The sequence below is a fragment of the Nostoc sp. genome (genome assembly GCF_036919895.1).
Taxonomy (GTDB): Bacteria; Cyanobacteriota; Cyanobacteriia; order Cyanobacteriales; family Nostocaceae; genus Nostoc.
Genome location: NZ_JBALBW010000030.1, coordinates 53,499 through 67,292, shown reverse-complemented (window position 1 = coordinate 67,292; position 13,794 = coordinate 53,499). Strand labels below are relative to the sequence as shown.

Annotated in this window: 16 protein-coding genes; 5 read left to right on the top strand and 11 right to left on the bottom strand. The window is 41.9% G+C overall.

Annotation, left to right across the window (positions count from 1 at the left end; translation table 11 throughout):
* The first annotated feature begins 679 nt into the window (after positions 1-679).
* Positions 680-1,882 carry an argininosuccinate synthase gene (locus tag V7K55_RS05480; RefSeq protein WP_334828986.1) on the top strand — a complete coding sequence of 401 codons (1,203 nt, stop codon included), beginning with the start codon at positions 680-682 and terminating at the stop codon, positions 1,880-1,882.
* A 105-nt stretch (positions 1,883-1,987) separates the two neighbouring features.
* Here V7K55_RS05480 and V7K55_RS05475 read toward each other — a convergent pair whose 3' ends face one another.
* A complete protein-coding gene (locus V7K55_RS05475) occupies positions 1,988-2,620 on the bottom strand; it encodes a DedA family protein (RefSeq protein ID WP_334828984.1) in 633 nt (210 codons plus the stop codon).
* Positions 2,621-3,111: 491 nt separating this feature from the next.
* Here V7K55_RS05475 and V7K55_RS05470 point away from each other — a divergent pair, with 491 nt between their 5' ends.
* Positions 3,112-3,462, top strand: a complete 351-nt coding sequence (locus V7K55_RS05470; protein ID WP_334828982.1) for an STAS domain-containing protein — start codon at positions 3,112-3,114, stop codon at positions 3,460-3,462.
* 506 nt (positions 3,463-3,968) lie between these two features.
* Here the strand turns inward: V7K55_RS05470 and V7K55_RS05465 are convergent.
* Complete coding sequence (locus tag V7K55_RS05465) at positions 3,969-4,529, bottom strand: Npun_F5560 family protein (RefSeq protein ID WP_334828980.1); 561 nt, start codon at positions 4,527-4,529, stop codon at positions 3,969-3,971.
* Positions 4,530-4,723: 194 nt separating this feature from the next.
* Entirely contained in the window at positions 4,724-5,074 is a 351-nt protein-coding gene (gene rpsF / locus V7K55_RS05460) for a 30S ribosomal protein S6 (protein WP_334828978.1), read from the bottom strand.
* A gap of 383 nt (positions 5,075-5,457) precedes the next feature.
* Between rpsF and V7K55_RS05455 the strand changes: the two genes are divergently transcribed.
* Positions 5,458-6,231 (top strand): fumarylacetoacetate hydrolase family protein, encoded by a 774-nt coding sequence (locus V7K55_RS05455; RefSeq protein ID WP_334828976.1) that lies wholly within the window; start codon positions 5,458-5,460, stop codon positions 6,229-6,231.
* 3 nt (positions 6,232-6,234) lie between these two features.
* Here the strand turns inward: V7K55_RS05455 and V7K55_RS05450 are convergent, their stop codons facing one another.
* Both V7K55_RS05450 and V7K55_RS05445 read right to left on the bottom strand, forming a co-directional pair.
* On the bottom strand, positions 6,235-6,711 hold the full coding sequence (locus tag V7K55_RS05450) for a Tic20 family protein (protein WP_334828974.1): 477 nt from the start codon (positions 6,709-6,711) through the stop codon (positions 6,235-6,237).
* An 81-nt stretch (positions 6,712-6,792) separates the two neighbouring features.
* Complete coding sequence (locus V7K55_RS05445; protein ID WP_334828972.1) at positions 6,793-6,990, bottom strand: hypothetical protein; 198 nt, start codon at positions 6,988-6,990, stop codon at positions 6,793-6,795.
* A gap of 563 nt (positions 6,991-7,553) precedes the next feature.
* Here V7K55_RS05445 and V7K55_RS05440 point away from each other — a divergent pair.
* Together V7K55_RS05440 and V7K55_RS05435 are read left to right on the top strand one after the other, a co-directional pair.
* Positions 7,554-10,658, top strand: coding sequence for a hypothetical protein (locus V7K55_RS05440; protein ID WP_334828970.1), 3,105 nt, complete (start codon positions 7,554-7,556; stop codon positions 10,656-10,658).
* A 187-nt stretch (positions 10,659-10,845) separates the two neighbouring features.
* Positions 10,846-10,956 (top strand): photosystem I reaction center subunit VIII, encoded by a 111-nt coding sequence (locus V7K55_RS05435; protein ID WP_334828968.1) that lies wholly within the window; start codon positions 10,846-10,848, stop codon positions 10,954-10,956.
* 322 nt (positions 10,957-11,278) lie between these two features.
* Here V7K55_RS05435 and V7K55_RS05430 read toward each other — a convergent pair whose 3' ends face one another.
* The 6 genes from V7K55_RS05430 to V7K55_RS05405 form a co-directional block, all read right to left on the bottom strand.
* Complete coding sequence (locus V7K55_RS05430; RefSeq protein WP_012411803.1) at positions 11,279-11,398, bottom strand: photosystem II reaction center protein J; 120 nt, start codon at positions 11,396-11,398, stop codon at positions 11,279-11,281.
* Between the two features lie 70 nt (positions 11,399-11,468).
* Entirely contained in the window at positions 11,469-11,591 is a 123-nt protein-coding gene (locus V7K55_RS05425) for a photosystem II reaction center protein L (protein WP_094332364.1), read from the bottom strand.
* Between the two features lie 8 nt (positions 11,592-11,599).
* Entirely contained in the window at positions 11,600-11,737 is a 138-nt protein-coding gene (psbF, locus tag V7K55_RS05420) for a cytochrome b559 subunit beta (protein ID WP_015115279.1), read from the bottom strand.
* A 9-nt stretch (positions 11,738-11,746) separates the two neighbouring features.
* Complete coding sequence (gene psbE, locus V7K55_RS05415; protein ID WP_334828966.1) at positions 11,747-11,995, bottom strand: cytochrome b559 subunit alpha; 249 nt, start codon at positions 11,993-11,995, stop codon at positions 11,747-11,749.
* Positions 11,996-12,168: 173 nt separating this feature from the next.
* A complete protein-coding gene (locus V7K55_RS05410) occupies positions 12,169-13,173 on the bottom strand; it encodes a photosynthesis system II assembly factor Ycf48 (protein ID WP_334828964.1) in 1,005 nt (334 codons plus the stop codon).
* Positions 13,174-13,378: 205 nt separating this feature from the next.
* A complete protein-coding gene (locus V7K55_RS05405) occupies positions 13,379-13,714 on the bottom strand; it encodes a rubredoxin (RefSeq protein ID WP_334828962.1) in 336 nt (111 codons plus the stop codon).
* Positions 13,715-13,794 lie beyond the last annotated feature (80 nt).

The window sequence follows — 13,794 nt, the reverse complement described above, 5'->3', positions numbered from 1 at the left end:
TGTCACTAGGAGTCCTCTTATGCTCAAGCAAGCAACTCCAAAACTATTTTTCTCACTGCTGCTACTGTACTAGTTAGTCACGCAAAGTGCTGTAATCAGGAAAAATTACGAAATAGCTCTAATATCCGTTGTCGCACTCGTTCTATAACTACTTCCTCCTCATCGGATGTTTTTTCGCTCTTTTTCTGATGAGTGATTGTTGGTCAACCCTTTTTTGTTGGCTTTGATGTCTGGCTGACCAAGTTCTCCTTTCAGGCTGTTGAAATCATCTTTGAACTATTGATTTTCTGCTTGTAATTGCTCTATGAGGTTCAGTAATATTTCTACTGTTCGACGCATTGATTCGTCTGCAATCCCTTTTGGCTCGACGGTTTACAGTATCTCTTCTCCCGATTTCTTCCTCAAATCCAGCTTTTGCGTCATGTGTCATATTTGATTATATTGTGTGTCCCTCGCGTACCTTATTTTTCTCGCCTGCCCCTACTTATTGAGCCGATACAAAAAAGTTTTGTCTAGAAACGATCGCAATTTTATTTAATTTATGAAAATTGTAAGGCTCAGATTCCCGGCTTCCCTAAGGTGTTGGGAATTTTATTATTCAGTTGCATGAATAAAATATACCTGGATTAGTTCAGATATAATAATGACTCATTCTTTGTTGTCCTAAGTGGAGAAATTAATGGGTCGCGCCAAAAAGGTTGTCCTAGCATATTCTGGTGGAGTGGATACTTCCGTCTGCATCCCTTACCTTAAAAAGGAGTGGGGCGTGGAAGAAGTGATTACCCTAGCAGCAGATTTAGGTCAGGGAGATGAATTAGAGCCAATTCGAGAAAAAGCTCTGAAATCGGGTGCAAGTGAATCACTCGTGGCGGATGTCAAAGACAGCTTCGTTAAAGATTACGCTTTTGGAGCGATTCAAGCCAACGCCCTTTATGAAAATCGTTATCCTCTAGGAACTGCTCTTGCCCGTCCACTGATTGCTAAAATATTAGTAGAAACGGCTGAAAAATATGGTGCTGATGCGATCGCTCACGGTTGTACCGGCAAAGGTAACGATCAGGTTCGCTTTGATGTCTCTGTAACTGCCCTGAACCCCAACCTGAAGATCCTCGCACCAGCAAGAGAATGGGGCATGAGCCGCGAGGAAACGATCGCTTATGGTGAGAAGTTTGGTATCCCCTCACCAGTCAAAAAATCTTCTCCTTACAGCATTGACAAAAATTTACTCGGTCGTAGTATTGAAGCTGGTTTACTCGAAGATCCTTCATTTGAGCCACCAGAAGAAATTTATGAGATGACCAAAGCGATCGCTGATACTCCCAATGAGCCAGAGTACATCGAAATTGGTTTCCAAGGTGGTATTCCCACAACCATCAACGGCATAGCTAAGAAGCCAGTTGAGCTAATTGAACAACTCAATCAGCTTGTAGGAAATCACGGCATTGGACGGATTGATATGATTGAAAACCGTCTGGTGGGAATCAAATCGCGGGAAATCTACGAATCACCCGCGATGCTGGTGCTAATTCAGGCACATCGGGATTTAGAAAGCTTGACCTTGACAGCAGATGTCACCCATTACAAGCGTGGTATTGAAGAAACTTATAGCCAAATCGTTTACAACGGTCTTTGGTACAGTCCACTCAAAGTTGCACTGGATGCCTTTATTCAAAAGACACAAGAGCGAGTCTCTGGAACTGTGCGAGTGAAGTTATTCAAGGGTAACTCTACGATAGTTGGGCGTTCGAGTGATAATTCCCTCTATACTCCCGATTTGGCAACCTACGGAGCCGAAGACAAATTTGATCACAAAGCTGCTGAAGGCTTTATTTACGTTTGGGGACTACCAACTCGCATTTGGTCGCGGCAAATTAAAATTTAGGAGTAATTTAGGAGTTAAAAGTTAGGAGTTAGGAGTTAAAAATACAAAATATAAAAGTAAAAAAATAACTTTTTACTTTGCTCCTCGCTCCTCATCCCTGACTTTTTACTCTTCACTACTCGCTTCTTTAACTTGGCGAGACTCCAACCACAGGGGTACAACAATTAAGGCAGTGATAATTAGTAAGGCTGCGATCGCAAATTGACCCACCCAAGCAACCAATTGTTCTAGAGAAATAATTTTCCCAGCAAAGAAAGCTAATGTCACCATCACACTAGCCCAAGCAGCTGCTCCTAAAAAGTTGTATAAAAAGAATTTTCCAAAAGGCATTTCAGCTATACCAGCTAGTGGTGCAGCAAAAACTCGCAATAACGCCAAGAAACGTCCGAAAAATACAGCTTTAGCAGCATTTTGACTAAATTGATCTTTAATAGCCAGCAGCCGCACTTCAGAAATCCGAAATATGCTACCAACTTTTACCAGAAAAGGCCAACCACTAAGTCTACCAATCCAATAGCCACAAGTGCCACCAATTACAGCACCCATAATTGCATCACCCAGAACCAGCCAGAAATTTAGTTCATCGCTGCCAGCTAAAAACCCGCCCACTAAGGTCACGGTTTCACCAGGAAGGGGAATGCCTAAATTTTCTAGCAAAATTCCCAAAAAAATTGCCCAATACCCGTAACTATGGGCCACTTCCTGGATATTTTCTAGTGAAATCAGTTCTAAAGACATTCCGCACCACCGTCTTTACAAATTTTTACTTTTACTATATCTTTGCTTGTTTTTGAGCGGGGTGTCAATTAAACCGCTATATTTACTAATTAGGTCGTCATTTTAATTCTGAGTAATCCATAGTTCAAACTCTATGGAAACTATTAATTTTTGAATATTAGTTATATGTATAAATATTAGCATTTAATACCACAATTTGATTTTATTTAAAAATAAATAAAATTAAATTACAAAAACTTTATATTTTTCTAGTTAAATTATAAAAATTTCGTAAAAGATACGGTTGATACCGAAATTATGAGGTCGTTATGCCTATATTTATGAAAGTTATCACAAATTATACGACATGAATACTGAAATAATCCCTCTCAATTGCACGGCTGCAATCCCCTAAATATCAGGGTAAACAGCCATTTCGCCATTGAAAGAGAAGAAGTATTTATGTCATTTTTCGATTTTTAGTCAAGTGTTCTAATTACCCTGTTCAATTTATGATTCTCACACAAGAACTTCAAGTTATTTTGTTTAAATCCCAAGGAAGCATAGATTTAGAAGGCGGCAAGGCTTTGAGCGAACAGATGGCTGGAGTAGTGCCTCAAGCTCATCAACTCTGGGTCATCGATCTAGCAGAAGTTAATTTCATGGACAGTTCTGGGTTAGTTCCTTTGGTAAAAGGATTGAAAGCTGCACGTCAGAGCGGTTGCCGTTTAGTTTTATGCAACGTACAAGCTCCTGTACGGCTAATTTTGGAACTTACCCAACTAGATTCAGTTTTTGAAATTTTTCCCACTTACGAAGACATTTTTACTGCCAAAAATAATAGTCTGGTGCTAGCAGATTAGATAATAAATCTACCTATAGAAGGATGGTAGAGTCAATCAATATTTGCATATTTTCACATTTCCCTAAACATCCTCACATTGCCAAAACATTGCGAAAAGTAACAGTCTGGTTCTAGCAGGCTGATTTTTTATATTGTCTAGATCGGAAATACTGAGGAAAGCTTACGGCTTTGATCGAGTGGTCTCAATGACAGATAAATGAATCTGCTTATTCTGAACACCACATCTACCATAAGATATATCTAGCAGGAAATTACCAAAATCAGCCAAAGAAAATGCAAAGAATTGCATTTATCACTAGCTTTATTGCTCTGAACTAAATACTCTCTCTATATAGAACGCAACTAGCGCAAGGAAGCAGGAGGTAAGAAAGGTTAGAATCTTAGCCTTTGCATTATTTCTAACTCTATAGTCATTTTTACCCTGATGTATGTACTACTTGGATATCTCCAAGATGCTCTGCTATGAAAATTTCTTACCTCTTTGATTCCACCATAATGGTAACTTTAGGCATTCTGGGGAGTTGAAATATTAGTTTGTTCGGATGCTGGACGGGGAAAATTTGGCAAATCAATTCCACTGTGACTAGCATTGCGAGTTTTGAGTGCTAAACGGTAACTCACACTTTGCAGTTCTGCTTGCAATTGGCGATTTTCCCGTTGTAGCGTTGCTACCTTTTCTCTGACTGGTGTCATCCGCTCTTCAAACTTCCGCCGATAAATTTGAGGTAACTCTTGTACTACTTGCTCCAACATCCGAGTGCGATCTGTAAGTTCTTGAACTGACTGTCGCAATTGATAAATTTCGGAGTCACGAGTTGTAATTTGCTCTTGGTAGAACGCTACTTGCTGCTCCACAGCTTGGAGTTGTTCTTGTAAAGCGTGTAACTGGGTCAGATCTTGCTCAAATTCCGGCTGCTGGGGCATAAAACTAGTGTTACCCTTTACCAGGCGGAAGAGTTCTTGAGATAGTTGTTGTACTAATTGATCGCGAAGTTGCAACTCTTGGCGTAGCTGCGATACTTCCGTCGAGAGAACTTGAATATTGGGTGTATCAGATTGGCTCACAGTAGCTTACAGCTCCCATTCAGAATCTTGTCCACTCTTAGGTATAACTGCGGGAGTACTACCTTTGGCAAGTATTTGTTAATTTAGCATTCCCAAATAAGTCACGGAAAAAGAAAAAGACAAAATTTTACTGAATGGGAATTGGGGAAGAAACTTCTTAAATAATTCCCCCTTGTCCCCCCTGCTCCTAAGTCTTAGACGGTTGCAGCTACTTTAGTGGGCTTTTCCTTTTCCTCTTTAGGAGGTTTTTCCTCTGCGATATCCTGCTTAACTGTCAAATAGCGAATCACTTCTTCACTCAAACGCATGGCGCGTTCAAAAGGAGCGATCGCAGTTGCAGGCGCACTATAGTTTAACTGGATATAAACGCCATCGCGGTGTTTTTTGATTTCATAAGCTAGACGACGCTTACCACGATTTTGAATTTGGATTTCCTCAGCGCCTTGATCGCGAAGCAAATTCTGATATTTAGCAATTGCTTGCTCTGCCTGTTCGTCTCCCAGGTCAGGACGCAGGATGTACATTGTTTCGTAATTTGTAGTCATATTTTCCAGTTTCCTTATGGACAAAAAAGGTTGCTGATTTTAATTTATACCTGAATTTAAATTTTAAATACCAGTATTAATCAACATCGGAAGCAACAAGGAACTATAATCTTACCAGTTTTCAATTTTGTTTCATTAGCCAAATCGCCAAAGTTGGGATTTTTTGGATGTCCCTAATGAAAACTAGGTCGTGAGGCGACCCTCAGATTTCTTTAGCTGATTCCAAAAGAAACTTCTTGCTGACCAGCAACGGGTTATCTTTCTCTAAAGTCATCTATAAATAGGGGCTTTCAGGCTCAAGGCTAAATCGATTTGCTAAAAAACTGAGAATTGCTACCAACTCACTGTTTCTAATTGCAGATAAAAGGATATTCATCAAGGTTATGGCGCAGCGCTATGTGCGAATTCAAAATCAAGAAGGACAGATTTACTATGGGATACTACAACTATCCCTGAATGTGCAGGTGTTAGATGCTCCGCCCTGGTTACAAGGACAACCCACCGATCTAACTTTGACACCAGAAAATTACCAAATTCTGGCTCCTTGCGCTCCTTCAAAAATTGTGGCGGTGGGTAAGAATTATGCAGACCATGCTGCGGAAATGGGAACTCCAGTCCCTTCTGAGCCACTAATCTTTCTCAAACCACCCACGACTATTATTCCATCTGAGAAGGAAATTAGGTATCCTCGCCAGTCACAAAGAGTTGACTACGAAGGAGAGTTAGCTTTAATAATTGGCGATTATGCTTTTGAATGTACACCAGAGGTAGCCCAAACCAAAATTTGGGGCTACACCATCGCCAATGACGTAACAGCGCGGGATTTACAAAAACTGGATGCTCAATGGACGCGAGCCAAAGGTTTTGATACTTTCTGTCCCTTGGGCCCTTGGATTGTGCGGGAGTTAAATCCAGGAGCGAGATTGCAGACTTTTGTGAATGATGACCCTAACCCAGTCCAATCTGCCTGTATCGATCAGATGGTTTTTTCCCCCGATGTGATAGTTTCCTACATTAGCCAGGTTATGACGCTACTACCCGGTGATTTGATCCTTACAGGTACACCGGAGGGTGTAAGTCCATTACATCCAGGCGATCGCGTCCGCGTCGAAATTGAAGGTATTGGTCGCCTGGAAAACACCGTAGCGACCCGTTAACAACTAGCGTACTTGCATATACACTGCATCGGAAATCGCCGGGATTTCCGCATAACGCCCACTTACAGACTGGATGACGGAATATGCAACTGCTCCAACTATGCCGATAAAAATCGTTGTGGATAGGGTTTGAATTGCGAAACCACCAACCGGAATTAATCCCACAACATCGGTGAGGATGTTAAACAAAAAGATAATGATGTCCAAAAGGATTGCTTGCATGGTGTTAAAACGAATAAAGTGACTAATTTTTTCGTTTCTGACTACCAGCAAAAATAAAGCAAAGAAAATAATCATTCCTGCATAACGCACACCATAGTAAATTTTCAACAATGGTATAAGTGGCAGAAACAGTAGTTGTAGTGGTGGGAAATCTGAGAACAAATATCTACCAAATACAAAAACCTCAATTAGAGGCAGCAAATAAGGCAAGCAAGCAAAAATCCGATCTGAAACCGTTATAGACCCGCGCCAAGACATTATGCGTTCTCCTATGGTTAAACTTCTATAGTTACTTGAGCTTAGGATAACGCAGTTGCTTGGTCTTGCTGGTAAATTAAACTATTCTATATGGGCGATGCGAAAGCCCATCATGCACTCATACTGGTCTGGCTGCTGTTGAGTAAGTTTGCCAATGGCTTGACCACAGCGTAGTTCACCTCCACGCCAACGGGGTTGACCGCTCCTGTCAGCGAGTAAACAAGACTGGCAAACTTGCTCAGGGGCAAGGATTTGCTCGTCCATTAAAATGACTAGCATCGAATCCCTCCTGTAAATTCTTATTGTCACCCACATTTCACTTAGGTGAGGATACGTCCTTGAACCGCTTTTGTAAGGTTGTGTGCGTGCTGCGCGGTTAAGTTTGTAATTAGCGATCGCACAGGACACTTAAGAACCACATCCTACCTTTTAGCAAAAATGTGGGAATTCACAATTCAGTAACACTTGTCAAGTGAATCTTAATTTTTTATTGTATGTTGTGTCTATTGTAAATTGGACATTGTAGTAAAAAATAATACAAAAATATTCGCGCTAAGTTGAGCAGAGACAGCTAATGGGATCTATTGCATCTACGTTAATTTAGCAATGGATACTGTCAAAGTTAATATTTAGGAAGCAACAAAAGCTTTACCCACAAGCAACACGGCAATCCATTGAAAGTCTCTTGATGCGATTAGTTAAGGGGTTAGAAGTCAAGTAAGTAAAGCTGAGTAAAATAGATAGCCATTTAAGGGGTGCATTTGCAAAATACTGGGGTAAACTTGCAAGCAAGTTAATACACAATATTACTCAGCAGCTCGTCGGTCTGGGCATCACTCACAATGGAACACTGGCAATTTCTGATACAGAAGCAAGGCGATCGCTCGTGGCATATCCTAGAATCGCCAAATTTGGCAATTTCGGAAGGGCAGTATAGAGTTTTAGCTCGTTCTAGCCTTCCTAATACAGAGGTGGAAGTGCGGGTAACTCACTCTTCAACCCAGGAAGTTCAACCAACGCGGCGAATTTTCAAGCGATCGCGTCGCACTAATTCAGAAGGCTTAATGGCGGTAATTCCTTTTACCAACTTTGATGCGGGATTTTGGGAGTTGCGCTGTAATGGCGATTTGATGTCGGATCTACTTGGTAAATCTTGGCAATACAGCGTTGAGCTTCGAGTATTATCCCAGGAAGAAGAAGTGGAGCAAGGGGAGAATGTTGAATCAAATTCACCCGATCGCCAGGATACTATTTTTAAAAGCTTAAAATCCACTGCCCCAGCAGAACCCGTAATTGTTTTAGATAATGCGATCGCAGTTTCTACAGAGTTGGCAGTTACGACAGTTGTTCCAGATGAAGGGGACTTGGATATTGCCCCAGTAGAACCTGTGATTACGCTAGATAATGCGATCGCAGTTTCTACAGAGTTGGCAGTTACGACAGTTGTTCCAGATGAAGGAAACTTGGATATTGCCCCAGTAGAACCTGTGATTACGCTAGATGATGCGATCGCAGTTTCTACAGAGTTGGCAGTTACGACAGTTGTTCCAGATGAAGGGGACTTGGATATTGCCCCAGTAGAACCTGTGATTACGCTAGATAATGCGATCGCAGTTTCTACAGAGTTGGCAGTTACGACAGTTGTTCCAGATGAAGGAAACTTGGATATTGCCCCAGTAGAACCTGTGATTACGCTAGATGATGCGATCGCAGTTTCTACAGAATTGGCAGTTACGACAGCTGTTCCAGATAAAACGGAAGAAGATGAAAATATAGTTATCGATGAGCCTGTGAGTCCTGTATGGCTTAAAGGTGAGACGGCAGAGCAAATTTTACAAAATTTAATAGATTTAGCTTTACCCACTTCTGAATCGTTTCTGAAAGATGAAATAGAAGAAGATTCTCCAGTAACAGAACCACCATTATTGTTAACTTTAGACCGAGATACTTACATTGCTGCTTGGGGACAAGCTCTTACAATCAATGGAAACATAGAACTTAAAGAAAAGAAAAATCTAGATTGGGCTGAAACATCATCCCCAAAAAGCTTACAGGCGCTTGAACTAAGAATTGAACTGCGATCGCCCCTTGAGTCGAAAATCTTTACCAAGGTACGGCAACCCTTACCAGACCAGGAATTGCCCTTCACCATCAATACCTCAATTGATATTCCTGCTGACTTTGAATCGAAATTAATTTTGGCAGATATCAGTCTGTATGGTCTATTCGCCGATGTTGGTGAAATCATCCGGTTAGCCAGCCAGTCCTTCACTATTACAGCAGATGTAACAGAATTACTGGCAATCACAGCTGCAGCAAGACCTAGTACATCCTTAAATGGCTCCATACCATCAGACTCACCTGATGCTTTCACCGAGCCGGAGAACACTGTGAAGATCGATTTAAAACTATTCAATCTGGTCAAGATTCCAAAAACAGACCAGTTTCAGATACTCAATCCATCTCCAAATACACCCCTACCACCGCAAATTAACCTGCAAGTTCTGCGAGAAACCACCCTGCGGACATCTAATTTAAAGAATTCAGGTACTTCGCCTCAATTGCCGAAACTGCCTCCGATTCAAATTAATGCCAATCCTCCCACAGATGTTGTTGCAGAACCCACTAAAGAAGAGGAGCTTCTAGAAAAAGATACTAATATAGCTGCCATCAATTTGGAGCAGTTGGTCATCAAGCAACGTCGAATGCCAAAACTCGATACTACTTTTCCATATTTGAGACGGGTAAAAGCTTTGCCGGGTGATGCAGAAGAAGAAGTAAAAAATAATCTCCCTTCAGATGCATTGGAAGTTCAAGCGGCTGAAGACTTTTTGCCGTTGGACGCAATTGTAGCTGAAGATGAAAATATACCGGAATTAGTACTAGATGATGCACAATTCGAGGAAGAACCTATTGCTGAGGTAGAAACCGAGCCAAATGTACAATTCGAGGAAGAACTTATTGCTGAGGTAGAAACCCAGTTAAATGAACAATTCGAGGAAGAACCTGTTGCTGAGGTAGAAACCCAGTCAAATGCACAACTTATTACAACAGGTAACCTTTACTCATCTCCCCTACTCAGGAAGTGGATGCAGAGCCAAGGATACTCTTTGCCTGAATCCATCAATGAACCAGAACCTAAAGAATATGATCGCTATGTTCCAGTTCAGCAGACTCAGCTTTTGCTGAGTGCTGGAACTCCCAATGTAGATGTCAACTTGCCATTAAGCCTCAATGATGACACAGGAACGTTGGAAGAAAGCCAAGAGTCGGTTTTTGAGCTTGGGAATTTGGAGGAAGACGCAGACACAGCAAAGGAAACCGATCTAGAGGTAGCAAAAGATACTGTAGTAGAAAAAGTATCTGAACCAACACTTTCAACGGCTCTGGTAAGACAACTACCACCTCCCCCTCCTCCGATAAAAGTAAATATAGCGTCAGCTTGGTTGGCGCAAGAAATCGTTGTAGATGATACAGATAGTGAACTGGAAGCCGATGCAACAAATAATTACTCTTTGAAAGAAGAGACGCAACCACTGTTAGGTTTATCCCCTTCTCTACCCATAAGTGCGGTAGCCATTGAGCCTTTGCCAATTCCGCAACTACATGTACCAGAAGGTGAACTAATAGCCGATAAATTTATCATAGTGCGCGTAGTACTGCCTGAAGTACCTCCGCAAGTGGTTGTGAAATTATGGGTTGAGGACTATCAAACTCGCTGGTTACTAGATGGGCCACATTTATTGACAAATTTACTACCTAATGCATCAGGAGGGTTGGAAGTGATGACCCAATTAAAGATTCCCTTTGGCTGTTTGGAAATTCGCATAGAAGCGATCGCACTTGATTTGACAACCCTACAAGAAAGTCACAAAGTCACAATAGTACGGACTGTGATTCCTCCAGACTTGCCAAACTTGCAGCTAGATGAACTATTGGGTATGTAATTTAGGGAATGGGGCATTAGGGATTGGGGATTGGGCATTTGGTTATTAATTCTTCTCCCCCTGCTCCCCCTACCCCCTGCTCTCCCAAAGTTGGCTGTGTTAAAAATATGAAATAATTTCAAAAATCTGGCAGGATTTGCAGTAAGCTCATTTTGAATTGTAGTGTTATTTAGCAGGAACTTTTACTATGGCAGCTTCCTTTTTGCCTTCTATCTTGGTTCCCATCATTGGTTGGGTTTTGCCAGCTATAACCTTCGCATTTCTGTTTTTATACATTGAAAGCGACGATATCAGCTAATTTAGTCATGAGTTATGAGTCATATCATGTCCGCTTGATTGCTTATTAGACCCGAAGAACCCCACCCCTTAATTCCCTCCCCGCTTGCGGGGAGGGGAGACAAAGCATAGCTTTGGCGGGGTGGGGTTCTTTTCTTATGGGTAATTTAGCGCACATGATATCCATAGACGCATTAGCGGCTTCCCGCAGGGTAGGACTAATAACTAATGGTAAAAATTAATACCGCCTATCTCATAGAGACAGGCGGTTTTTTTTAACGTTGATTTCTCAACAAATGCTAGAAAAATTCTAACTTATACTATTCGGTTCAAACTAACTAATGTTAAATCGAAGAACCGAGTCCGGCATAGGCACCATAAAAGAAAATGCCCAAGACTGTAATTATACCTAAACCTGCGATCGTAGCGACGACCCACAGGGGAATTCTCCCACTTCCAGACACAGCTTCTCTCCTCCCTTAACAACAAATCAACACAGGTTCAATAAACAGAAATTAACAACAGTGGTTCCAGTTAGTTAAAGAAGTAACTAGAAAACAGAATCCCCAGAACGAAAACTAGTAGTAGTCCCAGGTATAGCGAAGTCCGGTTTAGTTCAACCGGCTGATTATTGGGATTGGGCGATCTTTCTGCCATAGTTGCTCCTAACGTTGAATAAATTGCATTGCGGCGATCGCGCCTAAAAAGAATACAGTTGGTACACCTAATGTATGTACTGCCAGCCATCTAACGGTAAAAATTGGATAGGTAACTGGTTGATTGATGTTATTGCCGCTAGTCATGATTTCAAACTACTTTCCAATAAATTGTTCAACTTGTTTTTTAGCTTCAAAACGGTTCTTCACAATGGGCACTTCTTGCCGTGTTGGTGTGAAATACTCATTGGGACGAGGTGTACCAAAAGCATCATAAGCCAGCCCGGTGCTAACAAATAGCCAACCCGCAAGAAACAATGCTGGGATGGTGATGCTGTGAATTACCCAGTAACGAATGCTAGTAATGATGTCCGAAAACGGACGTTCTCCAGTGGTACCTGACATTTAGATCCCTACCTTATACATAGAGTGTTATTGAGTTTATTATCCTACAAAGTTAAGAAAGAGTTACAAGTTGCAAAGTTCTTCTCAGAAATAAGGTAGCGGGAATTGGGTATTGGGTATTGAGAAAACTCTTCCCAATTCACCAGTCCCCAGTCCCCAGTCCCCAATCCCCATTAAGCTGCTTCAGGGTTTGGTAGATATTTGAGCAAAACACCGCGATCGCCAATTATAAATCCCCGTTCTGGCTCTAAGAACACAATCTTGTACAAGTTAGCAGCAACTTCTTCTACCTCACGGTCTTTTTCCCAAGTTTGGCCACCGTCACCACTCCGTAGCAAATTACCGCTACCGCCACCGATCCAAATTTCATCAGGTGTACGATATGCCAAATCCAGTAAACCCCAACTGGTGGATAACTCTGGATATTTTGCCTTTTGCCATTCTTCAGGTTTAGTTGGGTCGCTAAACTGAATTTGACCTCCTCTAGCTAGCAACCACAATTGCCCATTGTCAGCAAAGCCCATGTTTTCTACCCGCCGAGAACTATTGCGGTTATGGGGAACCCAAGCATCTTGTCCCGGTTCCCAAGTCGAATAGAAACTACCCTTAGCCGAAACCGCAATATATTTACCATCAGCAGAACGTTCTATGTTACGCACCACGCCGACTGCTGATTCCACCTGGGCTTTCCAGTTTTTACCGCCGTCTGTGGTTTTATATATGGCTCCCACATCAGTAGCCATTTCAGCCGTATTGTCTGCTAGTGCCTTAATTGCGATCGGGCTACCTGGTAGCTTTTCACTCAGGGGAATACGCGACCAAGAAGCACCTTCATCGGTAGTATGCAGTAACAGTCCTGGTTCTCCGGCAATCCAGCCTTCTTTACCTGTAAAGCTTACTGAGTCAAAGCGATACTTTTGCTCATCCAGTTGCAGAATTATTGGTTTCCACGTATTACCACCGTCATTGGTTTCTAATAAGGTGGCATTGCTACCTACTAAGTAGCCATGCTCAGGGTTATTAGTAAAAGCAATATCCAATAGATTCGAGTCTGTTGGCACAGAAATGATTTTCCAGGGATTGTAGCTAACAGAGGGGATTTTGCTACAACCTATGCACATGACGACTACTATGAATAAGGCAGCTATTCGTTGCCAGCTTTTTACAATTGAATGCATCAGTATTTCTTATTTGTTTCTAAATTTTTGTAGAAGTCGTCAGTCAGGATGCTAGGCAATCCTGGGTTTTTCATTTGGAATTTTTAATTGCTTATAGCGTTTCCTAATCACATGAGGTACATCATAGTCCCCTCATCGCTTGCGGGGAGGGGGTTGGGGGTGGGGTTCTTATACCTCACTCAACTGAGAACCGCTATAACGGCTGTCACTGTAAGCCGTAGAGACTGATAAAAAACAAGAAGCCAAGAGCCAATGCGCCAAAAATTAGGATATTCTTTTGGGTTGGCGTTAGGTTATTGACACCCAAACCGTAACCGAGATTTTCTTTGAACCCGGATGCAGTACCCGCCGGGCCGATGTTGGCAAAAGCGGTTTTTTTAGCACTACAAACTGGGCAACGCCAACTCACAGGTAGGTCTGCAAAGATTATCCCAGAAGGAATATCACCTTTGTCATCTCCCTTTTCGGGTTCGTAAACATAACCGCAGGCGCGACACTCGTAGCGGTCTAATACCGGAGTTTCAACAGCTGGTTCGCTCATGGCTAGGGCCTCGCAGAGGAGAATTCTTAAATATACGTTAAAAATTATGACATAATTGTTTGGCTTTTCTATCACTATCA